The organism is Kitasatospora sp. MAP12-44 (genome assembly GCF_029892095.1).
In the GTDB taxonomy this organism is placed as follows: domain Bacteria; phylum Actinomycetota; class Actinomycetes; order Streptomycetales; family Streptomycetaceae; genus Kitasatospora.
Window position 1 is genome coordinate 3,259,171 of record NZ_JARZAE010000004.1, and the last position, 18,352, is coordinate 3,277,522.

16 protein-coding genes are annotated in these 18,352 nt (G+C 71.9%); 7 read left to right on the forward strand and 9 right to left on the reverse strand.

The features are described 5' to 3' along the window. Positions 1-28: 28 nt before the first annotated feature. Together cofD and P3T34_RS15150 are read left to right on the forward strand one after the other, a co-directional pair. A complete protein-coding gene (gene cofD / locus P3T34_RS15145) occupies positions 29-988 on the forward strand; it encodes a 2-phospho-L-lactate transferase (RefSeq protein ID WP_280666560.1) in 960 nt (319 codons plus the stop codon). Between the two features lie 5 nt (positions 989-993). Next, positions 994-2,316 (forward strand): coenzyme F420-0:L-glutamate ligase, encoded by a 1,323-nt coding sequence (locus P3T34_RS15150; protein ID WP_280672112.1) that lies wholly within the window; start codon positions 994-996, stop codon positions 2,314-2,316. Here P3T34_RS15150 and P3T34_RS15155 read toward each other — a convergent pair whose 3' ends face one another. Then, a complete protein-coding gene (locus tag P3T34_RS15155) occupies positions 2,317-3,231 on the reverse strand; it encodes a DNA-3-methyladenine glycosylase 2 family protein (protein ID WP_280666561.1) in 915 nt (304 codons plus the stop codon). Positions 3,232-3,250: 19 nt separating this feature from the next. Then, positions 3,251-4,441: a peptidoglycan recognition protein gene (locus P3T34_RS15160; RefSeq protein ID WP_280666562.1), complete on the reverse strand. Its 1,191-nt coding sequence runs from the start codon at positions 4,439-4,441 to the stop codon at positions 3,251-3,253. Between the two features lie 137 nt (positions 4,442-4,578). Between P3T34_RS15160 and P3T34_RS15165 the strand changes: the two genes are divergently transcribed. Continuing rightward, the gene (locus P3T34_RS15165; protein WP_280666563.1) at positions 4,579-5,355 is read left to right on the forward strand and encodes a TIGR03089 family protein; all 777 of its coding nucleotides are present in this window, start codon (positions 4,579-4,581) and stop codon (positions 5,353-5,355) included. Between the two features lie 56 nt (positions 5,356-5,411). Here the strand turns inward: P3T34_RS15165 and P3T34_RS15170 are convergent, their stop codons facing one another. From P3T34_RS15170 to P3T34_RS15180, 3 genes are all read right to left on the reverse strand, one after another. Then, on the reverse strand, positions 5,412-6,443 hold the full coding sequence (locus P3T34_RS15170; protein WP_280672114.1) for a glycosyltransferase family 2 protein: 1,032 nt from the start codon (positions 6,441-6,443) through the stop codon (positions 5,412-5,414). 124 nt (positions 6,444-6,567) lie between these two features. Then, the gene (locus P3T34_RS15175; protein ID WP_280666564.1) at positions 6,568-9,096 is read right to left on the reverse strand and encodes an FtsX-like permease family protein; all 2,529 of its coding nucleotides are present in this window, start codon (positions 9,094-9,096) and stop codon (positions 6,568-6,570) included. Positions 9,097-9,160: 64 nt separating this feature from the next. Continuing rightward, a complete protein-coding gene (locus P3T34_RS15180; RefSeq protein ID WP_280666565.1) occupies positions 9,161-9,949 on the reverse strand; it encodes an ABC transporter ATP-binding protein in 789 nt (262 codons plus the stop codon). A 322-nt stretch (positions 9,950-10,271) separates the two neighbouring features. On the opposite strand from P3T34_RS15180, the gene P3T34_RS15185 reads away from it, so the two are divergent. After that, the gene (locus tag P3T34_RS15185; protein ID WP_280666566.1) at positions 10,272-11,342 is read left to right on the forward strand and encodes an LCP family protein; all 1,071 of its coding nucleotides are present in this window, start codon (positions 10,272-10,274) and stop codon (positions 11,340-11,342) included. Between the two features lie 79 nt (positions 11,343-11,421). On the opposite strand, the gene P3T34_RS15190 is transcribed toward P3T34_RS15185, so the two are convergent. Further along, positions 11,422-12,579, reverse strand: coding sequence for an acyl-CoA dehydrogenase family protein (locus tag P3T34_RS15190; RefSeq protein ID WP_280666567.1), 1,158 nt, complete (start codon positions 12,577-12,579; stop codon positions 11,422-11,424). Positions 12,580-12,782: 203 nt separating this feature from the next. On the opposite strand from P3T34_RS15190, the gene P3T34_RS15195 reads away from it, so the two are divergent. Continuing rightward, positions 12,783-14,123, forward strand: a complete 1,341-nt coding sequence (locus tag P3T34_RS15195) for a UDP-glucose/GDP-mannose dehydrogenase family protein (RefSeq protein ID WP_280666568.1) — start codon at positions 12,783-12,785, stop codon at positions 14,121-14,123. Between the two features lie 57 nt (positions 14,124-14,180). After that, positions 14,181-14,594, forward strand: coding sequence for a CoA-binding protein (locus P3T34_RS15200; RefSeq protein WP_280666569.1), 414 nt, complete (start codon positions 14,181-14,183; stop codon positions 14,592-14,594). Positions 14,595-14,614: 20 nt separating this feature from the next. Here P3T34_RS15200 and P3T34_RS15205 read toward each other — a convergent pair whose 3' ends face one another. From P3T34_RS15205 to P3T34_RS15215, 3 genes are read right to left on the reverse strand one after another with little or no spacing between them, the layout of a single operon-like run. After that, positions 14,615-15,808, reverse strand: a complete 1,194-nt coding sequence (locus P3T34_RS15205) for a dipeptidase (RefSeq protein ID WP_280666570.1) — start codon at positions 15,806-15,808, stop codon at positions 14,615-14,617. Between the two features lie 14 nt (positions 15,809-15,822). Next, the gene (gene purE / locus P3T34_RS15210) at positions 15,823-16,404 is read right to left on the reverse strand and encodes a 5-(carboxyamino)imidazole ribonucleotide mutase (protein WP_280666571.1); all 582 of its coding nucleotides are present in this window, start codon (positions 16,402-16,404) and stop codon (positions 15,823-15,825) included. Beyond that, a complete protein-coding gene (locus tag P3T34_RS15215) occupies positions 16,401-17,558 on the reverse strand; it encodes a 5-(carboxyamino)imidazole ribonucleotide synthase (protein WP_280666572.1) in 1,158 nt (385 codons plus the stop codon). The genes purE and P3T34_RS15215 overlap by 4 nt, the downstream gene beginning before the upstream one ends. Before the next feature lie 249 nt (positions 17,559-17,807). Between P3T34_RS15215 and P3T34_RS15220 the strand changes: the two genes are divergently transcribed. Then, on the forward strand, positions 17,808-18,347 hold the full coding sequence (locus P3T34_RS15220; protein WP_280666573.1) for a GtrA family protein: 540 nt from the start codon (positions 17,808-17,810) through the stop codon (positions 18,345-18,347). Positions 18,348-18,352: the final 5 nt, after the last annotated feature.

Here is an 18,352-nt window from a genome sequence, read left to right on the forward strand (position 1 = left end):
GGCCCGCCCGGCCTGGCAGGATGGGCGCATGCGCATCGTGGCACTGGCAGGCGGAATCGGCGGGGCGCGCTTTCTGCGCGGACTCAAGGACGTGGTCGCTCCCGGCGACGAGATCACCGTCATCGGCAACACCGGGGACGACATCCATCTCTTCGGGCTGAAGGTCTGCCCGGACCTGGACACCGTGATGTACACGCTGGGCGGCGGCATCCACGAGGAGCAGGGCTGGGGCCGGGCCGAGGAGAGCTACGCGGTCAAGGACGAGTTGGCCGCCTACGGCGTCGGTCCCTCCTGGTTCGGGCTCGGCGACAAGGACTTCGCCACCCACATCGTGCGCACCCAGATGCTCGGCGCCGGCTACCCGCTGAGCGCGGTCACCGAGGCGCTCTGCGACCGCTGGCAGCCCGGCGTGCGGCTGCTGCCGATGAGCGACGACCGGGTCGAGACGCATGTGCGGATCACCGACGGCGAGGGCACCCGGGCGGTGCACTTCCAGGAGTACTGGGTCAAGCTGCACGCCGCCGTGGACGCCGAGGCGATCATCCCGGTCGGTGCGGACACCGCGTCGCCCGCGCCGGGCGTGCTGGAGGCGATCGCCGCCGCCGACGTGATCCTGCTGCCGCCGTCCAACCCGGTGGTGAGCATCGGGACGATCCTGGCCGTGCCGGGCATCCGGCGGGCGGTGGCCGACGCGGCCGCGCCGGTGGTGGGCCTCTCGCCGATCATCGGCGGCGCGCCGGTGCGCGGGATGGCGGACAAGGTGCTCGCCGCGGTGGGCGTCGAGGCGAGCGCCGAGGCGGTGGCCCTGCACTACGGCGCCGACCTGCTGGACGGCTGGCTGGTGGACGAGGCCGACGCGGCGGCGGTGCCCGCGGTGACCGGCGCCGGGATCCGCTGCCTGGCCGTACCGCTGCTGATGACCGACCCCGCCGCGACCGCCGCGATGGCCCGAGCCGCGCTGAAGCTGGCCGAGCAGGTCCGGGCGTGACGGCGCTGGTTGCCGCGGCAGCCCGCGAGGCGGCGTCGATCGAGGTGCGGCCGGTGCTCGGGCTGCCCGAGATCGAGCCGGGTGCCGACCTGGGCGCCCTGATCGCCAAGGCCGCCGCCGAGCTGGCCGACGGGGACATCCTGCTGGTCACCTCGAAGATCGTCAGCAAGGCGGAGGGCCGACTGCTGCACGCCGCCGACCGCGAGGCGGCGATCGACGCCGAGGCCGTCCGGCTGGTCGCCCGGCGCGGCGCGACCCGGATCGTCGAGAACCGGCAGGGCCTGGTGATGGCCGCGGCCGGCGTGGACGCCTCCAACACCGCGCCGGGCACCGTGCTGCTGCTGCCCGCCGACCCGGACGCCTCGGCTCGCGCCCTGCGCGCGCGGCTGCGCGAGCTGACCGGCCGCCAGGTCGCGGTGATCGTGACCGACACCTTCGGCCGGCCCTGGCGCAACGGCCTGACCGACGTGGCGATCGGCGCGGCGGGCCTGGATGTGCTGGAGGACCACCGCGGCAAGGCCGACAGCCACGGCAACGAGCTGGCTCTCACGGTGACCGCCACCGCCGACGAACTGGCCGCCGCCGGCGACCTGGTGAAGGGCAAGGCCACCGGGACCCCGGTGGCGCTGGTGCGCGGGCTGGCCCGGCTGGTGACCGAGCTGGACGGCGACGGCATCCGGCCGCTGGTGCGCCCCGCCGTGGACGACATGTTCCGGCTCGGCACCTCCGAGGCTGTCCGCGAGGCGGTGACGCTGCGTCGGACCGTCCGCGAGTTCACCAGCGAGCCGGTCGACCCGGCCGCCGTGCGCCGCGCGGTGGCCGCCGCCGTCACCGCGCCCGCTCCCCACCACACCACCCCGTGGCGCTTCGTGCTGCTGGAGTCCGCCGAGCTGCGGACCGCGCTGCTGGACGCCATGCTCGCCGCCTGGCAGCGCGATCTGCGGGAGCTGGACGGCTGGGACGAGGCCAAGGTGGCCCGGCGCACCGCGCGCGGCGAGGTGCTGCGCGCGGCGCCGTACGTGGTCGTGCCGTGCCTGGTGACCGAGGGGTCGCACGCCTACCCCGACGCCCGACGGGCCGGCGCCGAGCGGGAGATGTTCACCGTGGCGATCGGCGCGGCCGTGCAGAACCTGCTGGTCACGCTGGCCGGCGAGGGGTACGGATCGGCCTGGGTCTCGTCCACGATGTTCTGCCGGGACACCGTGCGCGCGGTGCTCGACCTGCCCGCCGGGTGGGACCCGATGGGCGCGGTCGCGGTGGGTCGCCCGGCGGCGGCGCCCAAGGAGCGGCCGGCCCGCGAGGCGGAGCCGTTCCTGCTCGTGCGGTGATCACCGCCCGCGGTGGTCGCTCGGCGCCAGCCGGGGGCCGTAGCGCGGCGGACGCAGGCCGCTGAGGGCGATCAGGCGGCAGACCCGGTGGCGGTGGCCCTGGTAGGGGGCGAGCAGTTCGAGCAGCTGCGCGTCGTCCGAGCGGGGCCGGCCGGCCAGCGCCCAGCCGACGATGTCCGGCAGGTGGTAGTCGCCGACCGAGACCGCGTCAGGGTCGCCGTTGCAGCGCTGCAGGGTCTCCGCCGCCGTCCACTCCCCCACCCCCGGCACCGCGGTCAGCCGCGCGGCGGCCTCGGCGCCGCTCAGACCCGATGCCTGCTCCAGCCGGGGCGCCAGCCGCGCGGCGCGCACCACGGTGGCCGAGCGCTTGGGGTCGACACCCGCCCGGTGCCAGGCCCAGGACGGGATCAGGCACCACTCACGCGCCGACGGGGGCACCCGCAGCTCCGGCGCCGGGCCGGGCGCCGGGGTGCCGAACTCGCGCAGCAGCAACCGCCAGGCCCGGTAGGCCTCGTCCGAGGTGACCTTCTGCTCCAGCACCGCGGGCACCAGCGACTCCAGCACCAGCCCCGTCCGGCAGAGCCGCAGGCCCGGGTTGGCCCGCTGCGCGTCGCGCAGCGGGCCCGGCGGGAGCAGCAGCCCTGACGGGTCGTCGGCCGAGCCGAGCAGCAGCGGCAGGCGGTCGAGCAGCCACTCGGCGCCCGGTCCCCAGGCCTGCGCCAGCACCTCGCCGTACGCGCTCGCCACCCGCAGCGTGCCGATCCCGGCCGGGGTGCGCGAGGCCCGCCAGACGGCGCCGTCACCGGTGGTCCGGCAGGCCGGGTCGCCCGGGCCGCGCTGCAGCGGGGCGAGCGTGCGGTGCAGGTCCAGAGGGTGGCCGGGCTGCCAGCGGCGCTCGGACGAGGCGTCGTTCACCCGTCCAGTCTGTACCTCGTCAGGAACGGCCCTGGAGGTGGGCCGCCTCGGCGCGCAGGTCGCCCAGGTGGCCGAAGAGGGCGTCGCCCGGGCAGTCGGTGTTGAAGGCGTCGCGATGGCCGGAGACCGCGTCGAAGGTGTGCGTCGTGCCCGTGGGGTAGCGGCTGCCGTCGGAGGCGGAGACCAGGTCGGCGGAGCCGCCGGCGTCGCGGCCGGTCAGGCCGAGCTTCCAGGCGGTGATCTTGGCGATGCCGTCGAGCTGGGCCTGCGGCGGCGCGTCGGAGTCGAACGTGCCGAGGGCGGCGACGCCGGAGGAGTCGGTGTTGAAGCCGAGCGTGTGCGCGCCCAGTACCGGCTGGTCCACGCCGCCGGCCCGGCCCTCGTAGATGGTGCCGCATTTGTCGACCAGGAAGTTGTAGCCGATGTCGCGCCAGCCGTTGGACTGGACGTGGTACTGGTAGATGCTGCGGATCAGCTTCGGGCTGTCCGAGCAGTCGTAGTCGTTGCTGGTGTCGGTGTGGTGGACGAAGACCACTTTGACGGCGTCGGTGTAGACGAAGCCCGACGCGCGCAGCGACTCGTCGGCGCCCCAGCCGGCCCGGGTCACGATGCCGGGGCGCGGCGCGCCCTGGTCGGTCCTCGGCAGCAGCCGCGGCGCCAGCGCACCGCCGCGCGCCGGGCCGTCCGCGCCCGGGTCCACCAGCTCGACGCGCAGCCCGGCCGGCAGCGCACCGCGCCCGGTCGCCCGGACCTCGACGCCGTCGCTCGGTCCGACCCAGAGCGGGGCGGTCGCGCCGCGCGCGTGCGGACCGGTCGATTCGGCCGAACCGGTGTCCGGACGGTCCTCGTCCTCGGCCTGCAACGAGCGCCAGCCGCTCCAGCCGCCGGGCCCGGCGCTGCGGGTGCGTACCTGGACGGCGCCGTCCAGCGCGACGGCCGGGTCGTCCCAGCTGACGCCGAGCAGCGAGTAGCCGGCCGTGGCCCGCGCGGTGAGGTCCTGCTCCGCGCCGACGGCGCGGGGCCCCCGGGCGGGCGTTTCCAGCGCGAGGCTGGTGGTACGGGCGGCACCGGACGCCGGTATCCCCGGGTCGGTGCCGTGCACGGGGTCGGCCTGGTCGGCCACCGACAGGCCCGACCCGGGGCCTGCGACCTGCAACAGCAGGGCGGCGGTGCAGCCCGCCCCGATCAGTGAGAGAACAGAGATCCGCATAATCCGGATCATCGGTCCACATCGCCGACCCCGCCACCCGTCCGCACAAGTACTTCTGACGGGTCTTTGACAAGGCAGGAACGGCCCGCGGGGCCCCTCCCATCTCCCCCAGGCGAGGCCTTAGGCTGGGGTGCACCATGAATGCGCCTTTCGCTGCCGACGCCCGCACCCCCGCCGAGCTGCTGCGCGCCGCCCTCGGTGAGGACCCCGCCCGCCCCCTGGTCACGTTCTACGACGACGCCACGGGTGAGAGAGTCGAACTCTCCGTCCGGACGTTCGACAACTGGGTGGCCAAGACCGCCAACCTGCTGCAGGACGAGCTGAACGCCGGTCCCGAGGACCGCGCAGCGCTGCTGCTGCCCGCCCACTGGCAGACCGCCGTCTGGCTGGTGGCCTGCTGGTCCGTGGGTGTCACCGCGGCGCCGGGCGGCGACCCGGCCGAGGCCGGGCTGGTGGTCAGCGGGCCGGACGGCCTGGAGGCGGCGCAGGCCTGTACCGGCGAACGGGTGGCCCTGGCGCTGCGCCCGCTGGGCGGCCGCTTCCCGCAGCGCCCGGACGGCTTCCTCGACTACGCCGCCGAGGTGCCCGGCCAGGGCGACCGGTTCGCGCCGTACTCGCCGGTCGACCCGGAGTCGCCGGCGCTGGAGACTCTGGTGGACGGGCTCCCGCTGCGGTTGAGCGGCGAGCAGACCGTCCAGCTGGCCCGCGAGGGCGCCGGGCGGCTCGGCCTGGAACGCGGCGGCCGGGTGCTCAGCACGCTGGCGTACGACGACTGGGCCGGGCTGGAGGCCGGTTTGCTGGCGCCGCTCGCCGCCGGCGCCTCCGTGGTGCTGTGCCGCAACTCCGAGACGCTGACCGACGACCAGTGGCAGAGCCGGATCGACTCCGAGCGGGTCACCCTGCGCCTGGGCTGAAGCCCACCCGTGCCGCCGGTGTCCGGGTCGAGTCCGGACACCGGCGGTCGGCCGACCTACTGGGACTGGTGGGTGCGGGCGGCCGGGGCGGGCGAGGTGCTGTTGATCACCTTGCGGGCCAGCTTGCGCGGGGAGGTGAGGAAGCCCCAGCCCCAGCTCAGGTGCATGGTCGCCAGGGCCAGCGGCAGCTGGGCACGGGCCTTGAGGGACAGGCCGCGGCCCTCGACCGCCGAGCCGCCGAGGATGCCGAGCAGGTAGCCGGCGGGCAGCACCAGGAAGGCCGGGTGCACGGCGGCGCCCAGCAGCCCGCCCAGCAGCACGCCCAGCAGGGCGGCCGGCGGGGCGAGGTAGCGCAGGTTGACCGAGCCGCGGTGGTAGCGGGTCACCACCCGGCGCCAGCGGCCGTAGTCCTTGTACTGCTTGGCGAGCGCCCGGACACTGGGCCGCGGCCGGTAGGTGACCCGCAGCTGCGGGGTGAACCAGATCAGGCCGCCGTCCTGGCGGATGCGGTAGTTCAGCTCCCAGTCCTGGGCGCGGATGAACTCCTCGTTGTAGCCGCCCAGCCGCTCCAGCACCTCGCGGCGGAAGACGCCCAGGTAGACGGTGTCCGCCGGGCCGGCCAGGCCGCCGGTGTGGAAGGCCGCGTTGCCGACACCGATCTTGGAGGTCATCGCGGTGGCGACCGCCTTCTCCCACTCGGTCTCGCCCTCGGCGTGCATGATGCCGCCGACGTTGGCCGCGTCCATCTCTCCGAGCAGGCGCACGGCGGTGGTGATGTAGCCGGGCGTCAGCAGGCCGTGCCCGTCCACCCGTACCACTATCGGGTGCTTGGAGCCGCGGATCGCGGCGTTCAGCCCGGCCGGGGTGCGGCCGGTGGGGTTCGGCACGGTCCGGACCCTGGGGTCCTGCGCGGCCAGTTCGGCGGCGATGGCGTCGGTCCGGTCGGTGGAGGGACCGAGCGCGATCACCACCTCCAGGTCACCGGCGTACTCCTGTTCAAGGATGTGCCGGACGGCGGTGGAAAGGTGTCGTTCCTCGTCGAGCACCGGCATGATCACGGAGACCGCCGGCAGCTCCTCAGCAGCCATGGTGTTCATCGGGGCCAACCGTACCGGTGTCGCCTTGCGATCGTCGCCGAGGGCCGTCTCTGGAAGCGCGAAACGCCGGTGGCCCCCGCTCGTCGCGGGGGCCACCGGCGCAGTTCGGGGGCGGTCAGTCCGTGGCGATGGCCGCCAGGACGTTCATCCGGCCCGCCCGGAAGGCCGGCAGCAGTGCGGCTCCCAGCCCGACCAGTGCGGAGAGCAGCAGGATCACCACGATGGTGCTCACCGGCACGGTCAGCGTGTCCAGGCCCTGGGTGGCCAGCACCTTCTGCGAGCTGATCCCCCAGGCCAGGCCCAGGCCGGTACCGAGCAGGGCACCGAAGAGGGCGATGACCACCGACTCCAGCCGGATCATCCGGCGCAGCTGACGCCGCGACAGGCCGATCGCCCGGAGCAGACCGATCTCACGGGTGCGCTCCACCACGGACAGGGCCAGGGTGTTGACCACTCCGAGCACCGCGACCGCGATCGCCAGACCGAGCAGGCCGTACACCATGTAGAGCAGCTGGTTGACGCTGTCCTGGATGATCTTCTTGTAGCCGGCCTGGTCCTTGACCGAGACCTGCGGGTACGCGGTGAGCGCGTCCTGCAGCGAGCTGAGGGTCTTCTCGACATCCGCACCGGGCGCGGCCTTGCCGAGCAGCATGCTCGGCAGCGGCTGGTCGGCCGCCGGGACGGCCTGGGTGACCGTGTCGATGCTGGTGAAGAAGTGGCTGTCCGAGAGCGAGTTGCCCTCGGTGGTGATCAGCGCCACCGGCACGCTCTGGGTGCGGCCCTTGCCGTAGTCGAGGCTGAGCTTGTCGCCGATCGAGAGGTTGTGCGCCTGGGCGTAGGTCTGGTCGACCGAGATGCCACCGGCGAAGGCCGCCTGCGGCGAACCGGCCGAGACCGGCAGGTGGATGTCCTCGACGAAGGTCGGCGAGGCCGCGTCCACCGTGGTCTGCGTCATCTTGCCGTCCGGGGCGGTGATGTCGGCGGTGAGCTGCTTGTCCTCGGTGATGTGCGCCAGGCCGGAGGCCCCCTTCGCGGCTGCCACGATGGCCGGACTGAGGCCACCCGTCCGCGAGTTGACGATGTAGTCCGCGCCGACCGACTTGTCGATCTGGGCGGTCGCCGAGCTGACCATCGACGAGGTGACCACCGAGGCGCCGGTCACCAGGGAGAGACCGATCATCAGCGCGGCCGCGGTGGCACCCGTACGGCGCGGGTTGCGCATCGCGTTGCGCTGGGCGAGCTTGCCGGACGGGCCGAACAGCGCGGGCAGCAGCGCGCCCAGCACCCGGATCACCGTGGTGGAGAGCAGCGGGCCGAGGACCACGAAGCCGATCAGCGTCAGCAGCACGCCCAGGCCCAGGTAGTCGCCGCCGGTGGCGGCCTTCTTGGCCTCGGCCGCCAGCACGAGCAGCGCGCCGCCGCCCGCCGTCAGCACCAGGCCGACGATCGCGCGGATCGCGTTGGCCCTGGCCTCGCTGGGGGTGCCGTGGTCGCGCAGGGCGGCCATCGGCGAGATCTTGCCGGCCCGGCGGGCCGGGATCCAGGCGGCCAGCACGGTGATCACGATGCCGATCGCATAGGCCGCGATCGGCACGCTGGCGCCGACCTGCAGCGAGCCCTGGAGGTTCATCCCGGCCATCTTCATCAGCTGGATCAGCACCTTGGCCAGGCCGAGGCCGGCCAGCAGGCCGAGGGTGGAGCCGAGCAGGCCCAGCAGCAGCGCCTCCAGCAGCACCGACTGGTTGATCTGCCGGCGGCTGCTGCCGATGGCGCGCATCAGCCCGATCTCACGGGTGCGCTGGGCGACCAGCATGGAGAAGGTGTTGATGATCAGGAAGCCGCCGACCAGCAGCGAGATGCCGGCGAAGCCGAGCATCGCGTACTTCATGAAGCTCAGGAAGCCGAGGTTCTGCGAGCTGTCGGCCTTCTGCTCGGCGGCGGTCTTCACCTGGAAGCCGCTGCCGAGGGCGGCCGAGACCTCGGCCTTGAGCTGGTCGTTGGTGCGGCTGCCGTCGCCGTAGGTCTCCACCGAGGTGAAGTCGGAGCTGCCGAGCAGGTCGCTCTGGGCGGTGGCGACGTCCGTGAACGCCATCGCCGCACCGGGGTTGGTGGTGGTGAAGGTGGCGATGCCGGAGATGGTGAAGTCGTAGTCGCCGATCGTGGTGATCACCCGCAGCGGGCTGCCGACGTCGAGCTTGGCTTTCTTGGCGGTGTCCGCGTCGAGCATGATCTGGTGCGGCCCGGTCGGGGCGCTGCCCGAGGTGATCCTGAGCGGGTTGCCCGGGGTCGGGGTCCAGGCGCCGACCAGGGTGGGCGCACCGGACGTCGGACCGACCGACTTGTTGGTGGTCGGGTTGACCAGGGTGGCGCTGCCGACCATGACCTCGCCGGTGGCCGACTTCACGCCCGGCTGGGCGGCGACCGTGGCGACCGTCGCGGCCGGGACGGTCAGCGGCTTGGCGCTCTGGTCGCCGCTGCCCTGGCCGCCGCCGCCCGCGATCTTGTCGGGCTTGGCCTGGACCGAGACGTCGGAGGCGGTGGAGGCGAAGAGCTTGTCGAAGGTGCTGGTGGCGGTGTTGGAGAAGACCAGGGTGCCGGAGACGAACGCGACCGACAGCACGATGGCGATCAGTGAGAGGACCATCCGGCCCTTGTGGGCAAGGAAGCTCCGTAGGGACAACTTGAGCAGCATGAGTCCTGACCCCGCTTCAGCTGGTGCGCTTGCCGTCGAAGCGGCGCATGCGTTCGAGGACGGAGTCGGCGGTGGGGGCGTGCATCTCGTCGACGATGACGCCGTCGGCGAGGAAGAGCACGCGGTCGGCATAGCCGGCGGCGACCGGGTCGTGGGTGACCATGACGATCGTCTGGGCCAGCTCGTCGACCGAGCGACGCAGGAAGGTGAGCACCTCGGAGCCGGAGCGGGAGTCCAGGTTTCCGGTGGGCTCGTCGCCGAAGATGATCTCGGGGCGGGCGGCCAGTGCGCGGGCCACCGCGACGCGCTGCTGCTGGCCGCCGGAGAGCTGGGTGGGCCGGTGCTTGAGGCGGTCGGCCAGGCCGACGGTCTCGACCACCTGGTCCAGCCAGCCCTGGTCGGCCTTGCGGCCGGCGATGTCCATCGGCAGCGTGATGTTCTCCAGCGCGTTGAGCGTCGGCAGCAGGTTGAAGGACTGGAAGATGAAGCCGATCTTGTCCCGGCGCAGCTTGGTGAGCTGCTTGTCCTTCAGGCCGGTGATCTCGGTGTCGCCGATCCAGATCCGACCCTCGGTGACCGTGTCCAGGCCCGCGAGGCAGTGCATCAGGGTGGACTTGCCGGAGCCCGAGGGGCCCATGATCGCGGTGAAGCGACCGCGCTGGATGTCCACGTCGACTGCGTCCAGCGCCGTCACCCGGGTCTCCCCGGAGCCGTACGCCTTCGTGACCTGCCGCGCCGCGGCGGCACTGGCGGGCGAGCCGCCGGGGTTGTCGGATGTCTGCACGGCTGCAGCTGCCGTCGTCACTGGTTGCTCCTAGGTCTAGGTCCCCCGCCCCCGAGCCCCGTGTCACACCAGGTCGAGCGGATGCCTCCAACCTAGGCGCCCGGGGTGAACGGATCGTCATCCGCCGGGAGGAACCAAGGTGAGGACAAAAGTACGGGTCGGTGAGCGCATCCCCTAAGGGTCCCGGGCGGGCGGCTCAGGGTCGGCTCCCCGGGGCGCGTTCCGCGCCGGCCTGTGACCGTGCGCCGGAACCGTCGCCACCCTGCATCAACTCTGCTACAAGCGCCCCCGGGGGCCGGTCCGAAGCGGATCGGACGGGCACGAATCGGGCATCCTCGGGGACATGAACACGTCGCAGGAGGGCCGCCCGAGTGGCGGCGGCAGCACTGGATACAGCAGGCAGGGCGGTGCGGCCCGCTCGCGCCGGCCGCGCCGCCGCAAGATCGCGGTGACCGTCCTCGCCCTGGTCACCGCCGTGCTCGCGACCGCCGTCGGCACCTACTTCTGGGCCGACTCCAAGCTGAACCAGCAGAACGTGCTCGCCTCGTACGACGGCCGCCCGCCCGCCGGCAAGGGCACCAACTGGCTGATCGTCGGCTCGGACAGCCGGGACGGTCTGACCGACGCCCAGAAGACCGCCATGCACACGGGCACGGACAGCGGCAAGCGCAGCGACTCGATGATGATCCTGCACCTCGGGTCGAACGGGAACACCCTGATGAGCATCCCGCGCGACTCCTGGGTGCCAATACCGTCCCACCTGGACACCTCGGGCAGCGGCAGGACCATCCCCGCCACCACCTCCAAGATCAACTCGGCCTTCAACAACGGCGGCGGCCCGCTGCTGGTCCGCACCGTGGAGACCAACACCGGCATCCACATCGACCACTACGCCGAGATCGGCTTCGCCGGGTTCGCCGGCATCGTGGACGCGGTCGGCGGCGTCGACATGTGCATCCCCCAGGCCATCCAGGACCAGGACTCCGGCCTCAACCTCAAGGCCGGCTGCCAGACCCTGAACGGCACCCAGTCGCTCGCCTTCGTCCGCCAGCGCCACCAGATGGCCGACCAGGACCTCGGCCGGATGCGCAACCAGCAGAAGTTCCTCGGCGCGCTGGCCCACCAGGCGGCCTCGCCGACCACGCTGCTCAACCCGTTCACCCTCTACCCGCTGATCAGCTCCGGTCTGGGCACGCTGATCGTGGACGACAACACCGGCCTGACCGACCTCGGCTCGCTCTTCGAGGCGATGAAGACCGTCAGCGGGGGCAGCGGCAAGAGCATCACCATCCCCATCGCCAACCCGGACTACCACACCTCCACGGGCGAGTCGGCGGTCAAGTGGGACACCGCCAAGGCGAAGCAGGTCTTCGCCGCGATCCAGAACGACACCCCGGTGCCGACCTTCTCGTGAGCCGGAGAACGTGAGCCGGCCAACGCAGCGGCCCCTCCTCGACGGATCGAGGAGGGGCCGCGGTGCCGAGCAGGGCGGGTTACGGCAGGTTGCGCGCCATCACGATGCGCTGGACCTGGTTGGTGCCCTCGTAGATCTGCGTAATCTTCGCGTCGCGCATCATGCGCTCCAGCGGGTAGTCACGGGTGTAGCCGTAACCGCCGAGGAGCTGGACGGCGTCGGTGGTGACCTCCATCGCGACGTCCGAGGCGAAGCACTTGGCGGCGGCGCCGAAGAAGGTCAGGTCGGCGTCGGTGCGCTGCGACTTGGCGGCGGCGGCGTAGGTGAGCTGGCGGGCGGCCTCCAGCTTCATCGCCATGTCGGCGAGCATGAACTGGATGCCCTGGAACTCGCCGATCGGCTTGCCGAACTGCTTGCGCTCCTTGACGTAGCCCGCCGCATAGTCGAGCGCGCCCTGGGCGATGCCGATGGCCTGGGCGGCGATGGTGACGCGGGTGTGGTCGAGGGTCTTCATCGCGGTGGCGAAGCCGGTGCCCTCCTCGCCGATCATGCGGTCGGCGGGGATCCGGACGTTGTCCAGGTAGACCTCGCGGGTCGGCGAGCCCTTGATGCCGAGCTTCTTCTCCGGTGCGCCGAAGGAGACGCCCTCGTCGCCCTTCTCGACCACGAAGGCCGAGATGCCCTTGGAGCGCTTCTCGGGGTCGGTGACCGCCATGACGGTGTAGAACTCGGAGACGCCCGCGTTGGTGATCCAGCGCTTGACGCCGTTGAGCACCCAGAAGTCGCCGTCGCGCACCGCGCGGGTCTTCATACCGGCGGCGTCCGAACCGGCGTCCGGCTCGGAGAGGCAGTACGAGAACATGCCCTCGCCGCGGGCCAGCGCGCCCAGGTACTTCTGCTTCAGCTCCTCGGAGCCGGAGAGCTGCACCGGCAGCGAGCCGAGCTTGTTGACCGCGGGGATGAGCGAGGACGAGGCGCAGACCCGGGCGATCTCCTCGATCACGATCACGGTGGCCAGCGCGTCCGCGCCGGCGCCGCCGTACACCTCCGGGACGTGCACCGCGTGCAGGTCGTTGGCCTGCAGGGCGTCCAGCGCCTCCTGCGGGAAGCGGCTGTGCTCGTCGACGTCAGCCGCGAAGGGGGCGATCTTGGCCTCGGCCAGCGAGCGCACCGCCTCCCGGAGCATGTCGTGCTCCTCCGAGAGACGGAAGAGGTCGAAGTCCGAACTGCTCGCCATGGTCTATTGCCCCTTTGGTCAACACCGTTAACTACCGTTAAGTAGATCCTAATTCTAGGCCCGCGCCCTGCCTAGACCGGACGTGACATGCACGACACGGTATCCACCGAGGTTCCCGGTAGATCGGCCTACGACGGAAGTCGGTCGATACCGAGCGGATACCATCAGCTCCTGACTCGTCCTAACCCTCAAAGGGGAAGTCCGTGGCCCTGCGCATCTCGGTGATCGGTACCGGCTATCTCGGCGCCACTCACGCCGCTTGCCTCGCGGAACTGGGCTTCGAGGTGCTGGGGATGGACATCGACCCCGAGAAGCTCGCCTCGCTCGCCGCCGGCCATGTGCCGATGTATGAGCCCGGGCTCTCCGAGCTGCTGCTCAAGCACGTCGTGGGACACCAGGGTTCGACCGGGCGGCTGCGCTTCACGGACTCCTCCCAGGAGGTCGCCGAGTTCGCCGACGTCCATTTCATCTGCACCAACACCCCGCAGAAGAAGGGGGAGTTCGCCGCCGACATGAGTTATGTCGACCTGGCGGTGGACTCGTTGGCGCCACATCTGACCCGGCCCACCCTGGTGGTCGGCAAGTCCACCGTCCCGGTGGGCAGTGCGAGCCGGCTGCTGGAGCGGCTGCAGGCGCTGGCACCGGCCGGAGAGGGCGTCGAACTGGCCTGGAACCCGGAGTTCCTGCGCGAGGGCTTCGCGGTCGGCGACACCCTGCACCCCGACCGGATCGTGGTCGGCGTGCGCGACGGCGGCCGGGCCGAGGAGCTGCTGCGCCAGGTGTACGCGACGCCGATGGCCGACGGCGTGCCGCTGGTGGTCACCGACTTCGCCACCGCCGAGCTGGTCAAGGCCGCCGCCAACTCCTTCCTGGCGACCAAGATCTCCTTCATCAACGCGATGGCCGAGGTCTGCGAGAGCGCGGGCGCGGACGTCAACCAGCTGAGCAAGGCGCTCTCCTACGACGAGCGGATCGGCGGACGGTTCCTGCAGGCCGGGCTCGGCTTCGGCGGCGGCTGCCTGCCCAAGGACATCCGGGCCTTCATGGCGCGGGCCGGCGAACTGGGCGCGGATCAGGCGCTGACCTTCCTGCGCGAGGTCGACTCGATCAATATGCGGCGCCGCAGCCGGATGGTGGAGCTGGCCCGCGAGCAGTGCGGCGGCGGCTTCCTCGGCCGCCGGGTGGCCGTCCTCGGCGCCGCCTTCAAGCCGAACTCGGACGACATCCGCGACTCGCCCGCGCTCAACGTGGCCGCGCAGATCCAGCTGCAGGGCGCGCAGGTCACGGTCTACGACCCCAAGGCAATGGACAACGCCCGCAAGATGTTCCCCAGCCTCTCCTATGCGGACACCCCGCTGGAGGCCGTCGAGGGCGCCCATGTGGTGCTGCACCTGACGGAGTGGCAGGAGTTCCGCGAGCTGGACCCGGCCGAGCTGGGCGCCCTGGTCGCCGAGCGCCGGCTGCTGGACGGACGCAACGTGCTGGACGCCGACGCCTGGCGCGCCGCGGGCTGGACGTACCGCGCGATGGGCCGTCCGAGCTAACTGCGCCGACGACGGAATGCCGCCCTTGGGGGCGTGGTTGAAGCTCGCATGACGAGCATGCCGCAATACCGGGACCAGGCGACCGCGCGCGAGATCCTGACCACGACCGGGGACACCTGGGCGGTGGTCGGCCTGTCCAGCAATGAGCGCCGCGCCGCGTACGGGGTCGCGCAGGTGCTGCAGCGCTTCGGCAAACGCGTGGTGCCCGTGCACCCGAAGGCGGAGACCGTGCTCGGCGAGCAGGGGTACGCCACGCTGGCCGACATCCCCTTCCCGGTCGACGTCGTGGACGTCTTCGTCCGCAGTGACCTGGCCGGGCAGGTGGCCGATGAGGCCGTGGCGGCCGGCGCCGCGGCGGTCTGGTTCCAGCTCGACGTGATCGACGAGGCGGCGTACCAGCGCACCACGGCGGCCGGTCTGACGATGGTGATGGACCGCTGCCCGGCGATCGAGATACCGCTGCTGCCGTAGCGCTGGGTCAGAGCGCTGGGTCAGAGCGCGTCCAGCTGCTCCCGGGTCGCGATGGAGGGGCGGCGGGTGAGCTGCAGCCCGCGTGCCACGTCCTCGGCGGCGCGCAGGACCCGGACGGCGTTCTGCCAGGTCAGCTTGGCGAGGTCGGCCTGGGACCAGCCGCGGCCGAGGAGCTCGGCGAGCAGATTGGGGTAGCCGGCGACGTCGCCGAGGTCGGCCGGGACGAAGGCGGTGCCGTCGAAGTCGCCGCCGATGCCCAGGTGGTCGATGCCGGCCACCTCGCGCATGTGGTCCAGGTGGTCGGCGACGGTGGCGGCGGTGGCGAGCGGGCGCGGGTGCTCGGCCTCAAAGGCGTGGTGCACCTTCATCGCCTCGGGGGTGTGCTCCAGCGCGTGCAGGCCGTGCGCCTCCATGTTGGCGTCGGCCAGCGCGGTCCACTCGACGGCGGCGGGCAGGATGAACTTGGGGACGAAGGTGGCCATCGCCAGACCACCGTTGCCGGGCAGCTGGGCGAGCACGTCGTCCGGGATGTTGCGCGGGTGCTCGCAGACCGCCAGCGACGAGGAGTGCGAGAAGATCACCGGCGCCTGGCTGACCCGCAGCGCATCGCGCATGGTGGAGGCGGCGACGTGCGAGAGGTCGACCAGCATGCCGACCCGGTTCATCTCCCGGACGACCTCCTCGCCGAACCGGGTGAGCCCGCCCGCGGCCGGCGCGTCGGTGGCCGAATCGGCCCACGGCACATTGTCGTTGTGCGTCAGCGTCATGTACCGCACGCCCAGCTGGTGCAGGGCGCGCAGGGTGGCCAGCGAGGAGTTGATGCTGTGCCCGCCCTCGGCGCCCATCAGCGAGGCGATCCGGCCGGCGGCCCGGGCCGCCTCCATGTCGTCGGCGGTCAGCGCCAGTTGGAGCCGGTCGGGGAACCGGTCGACCAGCGCGCGGACGAAGTCGATCTGCTCCAGGGTGGCGCTGACGGCCTGGTCGCCGGCGAAGTCCGAGCGCACATAGACCGACCAGAACTGCGCACCGACCCCGCCGGCGCGCAGCCGGTCGAGGTCGGTGCGCAGGCGATGGCTCTGATCGGCCGCCAGGTCGATGGCGTCCAGGTCGTAGCCGGCCTGCGAGCGCATCGCCCACGGGAGGTCGTTGTGGCCGTCCACCACCGGGTAGTCGGCGAGAAGGGCTCGGGCTTGGGCAAGCAGTTCAGGGGTCATGGCCCCCGATTCTGCTACTTGCCGAACCCGAAAGCGCTCGACCCGGCGACCTTGGCGCGCAGCTTCTTGCCCTTGTCGGTGGCCTGGGTGTTCAGCTCGGCCTGGAAGTCGACCATCCGCTCGGAGAGTTCGGGGTCGAAGGCGGCGAGCATCCGGACCGCCAGCAGGCCCGCGTTGCGCGCCCCCGCGATGGAGACGGTGGCCACCGGCACACCGGCCGGCATCTGAACGATCGACAGCAGGCTGTCCATGCCGTCCAGGTAGCGCAGCGGCACCGGGACGCCGATCACCGGGAGCGGGGTCACCGAGGCCATCATGCCCGGCAGGTGGGCCGCGCCGCCCGCGCCGGCGATGATCGCCTTGAGGCCGCGCTTGTGGGCGTTCTCGCCGTACGCGATCATCTCGCGCGGCATCCGGTGCGCGGACAGCACGTCGACCTCGTAGCCGATCTCGAACTCGTCCAGTGCCTGGGCGGCGGCCTCCATCACCGACCAGTCGGAGTCGGAGCCCATGACGATGCCGACAACGGGAGCAGAGGAGGTGTGCGCGCCAGCGCCCGCATAGGGGTGGTGGCCGGGCGACGGGTGGGCACTCATTCGGTGATGGTTCCTCTCAGGTAAGCGGCCGCGTGGCGGGCGCGCTCGCGCACGTCGTCGAGGTCGTCCCCGAAGACGGTGACGTGGCCGACCTTGCGGCCGGGCTTCACGTCCTTGCCGTACATGTGGATCCGCAGGCCGGGATCGCGGGCCATGCAGTGCAGGAAGGCGTGGTACATGTCGGGATAGTCGCCGCCGAGGACGTTGACCATCACCGTCCAGGGGGCGCGCGGGCGCGGGTCGCCGAGCGGGAGGTCGAGCACCGCGCGCAGGTGGTTCTCGAACTGCGAGGTGACCGCGCCGTCGATCGTCCAGTGCCCGGAGTTGTGCGGACGCATGGCGAGCTCGTTGACCAGGATCCGGCCGTCCCGGGTCTGGAACAGCTCGACGGCCAGGTGCCCGGTGATGTCCAGCTCGCCGGCGATCCGCAGCGCCAGCGCCTGGGCCTCCCCGGCGAGCGCGGGGTCGAGGTCGGGGGCGGGGGCGGTGACCTCGGCGCAGACGCCGTTCTCCTGGAGGCTCTCCACCACGGGGTAGGCGACGGCCTGGCCGCTGGGCGAGCGGACCACGTTGGCGGCGAGCTCGCGGACGTAGTCGACCTTCTCCTCGGCCAGCACCGGGACGCCCGCCAGGAACGGCGCCTGCGCCTGCTCCTCGTTGTCGACGACCCAGACGCCCTTGCCGTCGTAGCCGCCGCGGACGGTCTTCAGGACGACGGGGTAGCCCGTCCCCTCCTCCGCGAAGCGGGTCACGTCTGCCGGGTCGGCGACCAGGCGGTGGCGCGGGCAGGGCACGCCGATGGCGTCCAGGGTGGCCCGCATGACGCCCTTGTCCTGGGCGTTCACCAGCGCCGCCGGACCGGGCCGCACCGCGATGCCGTCGGCCTGCAGCGCGCGCAGGTGTTCGGTGGGGACATGCTCGTGGTCGAAGGTGACCACGTCGCAGTCGGCCGCGAAGCGGCGCAGGGTCTCCAGGTCCCGGTAGTCACCGAGCACGACGTCGGAGACGACCTGCGAGGCGGAGTCCTGCGGCGTGTCGGCGAGGAGCTTGAACCGCACTCCGAGCGGGATGCCGGCCTGGTGTGCCATGCGCGCCAGCTGTCCGCCGCCGACCATGCCCACCACTGGAAATTTTGCGCTGCCCGGGAAAGTCACGCTGCCAGGATATCCGGGCCGGTCGGGGCCGGTGCACCGGCGACCGGGGCGCCCGGCGCGGCCGCCCGCGGGCCCTGGTACGGGGGAAGCTCGCGGGAAGCCCTCAGGAAGTGCCGGTAGCCTGGATGGCCGGACCCCACCGGGCACTGTTCTGATCGTGCACCCGCGCCGAGGGGCTCGTGACGCGCGGGCTGGGTCCGCGCGAACACTGCATTCCTCTCGTTGAGCAGGCACAGGAGACTTCGACCGATGACCAGCACCGACGCTCACCAGAGTCCCTCCTTGCTGCAGCGGCTGCGCGGCGCCTCCGGCGAGGTCGCCAAGTTCGCGATAGTCGGTCTGGTCGGCATCTTCGTGAACTTCGGTGTCTCCAACGTCGCGATCCACGCGACGGGTTGGGCTCCGGTGCGGTGCTCGGTGATCGGCACGGTGGTCGCCATCGTGGTCAACTACCTCGGCTACCGCTACTGGGTCTACCGCGACAGTGACGCGGCCTCGCGGCGCCGCGAGATCACCCTCTTCCTGATCTTCAGCGCCATCGGCATGCTGATCGAGAACGGCACGCTCTGGTTCTCGACCTACACGCTGGGCCTGCACGGCACGATCGCCTACAACGTCTCCAAGGCGTTCGGCACCGGCCTCGGCACCCTGTTCCGCTTCTTCTCCTACCGCACCTGGGTCTTCAAGGCGCTTCCGGAGCTGGCCGAGCCCGAGGCGCAGGACATCAAGATCGTCAGCCAGGTCGAGCGCGTGCCGGCCGTCGAGGAGACCGCCCAGTACGCCAAGTAGTCCGT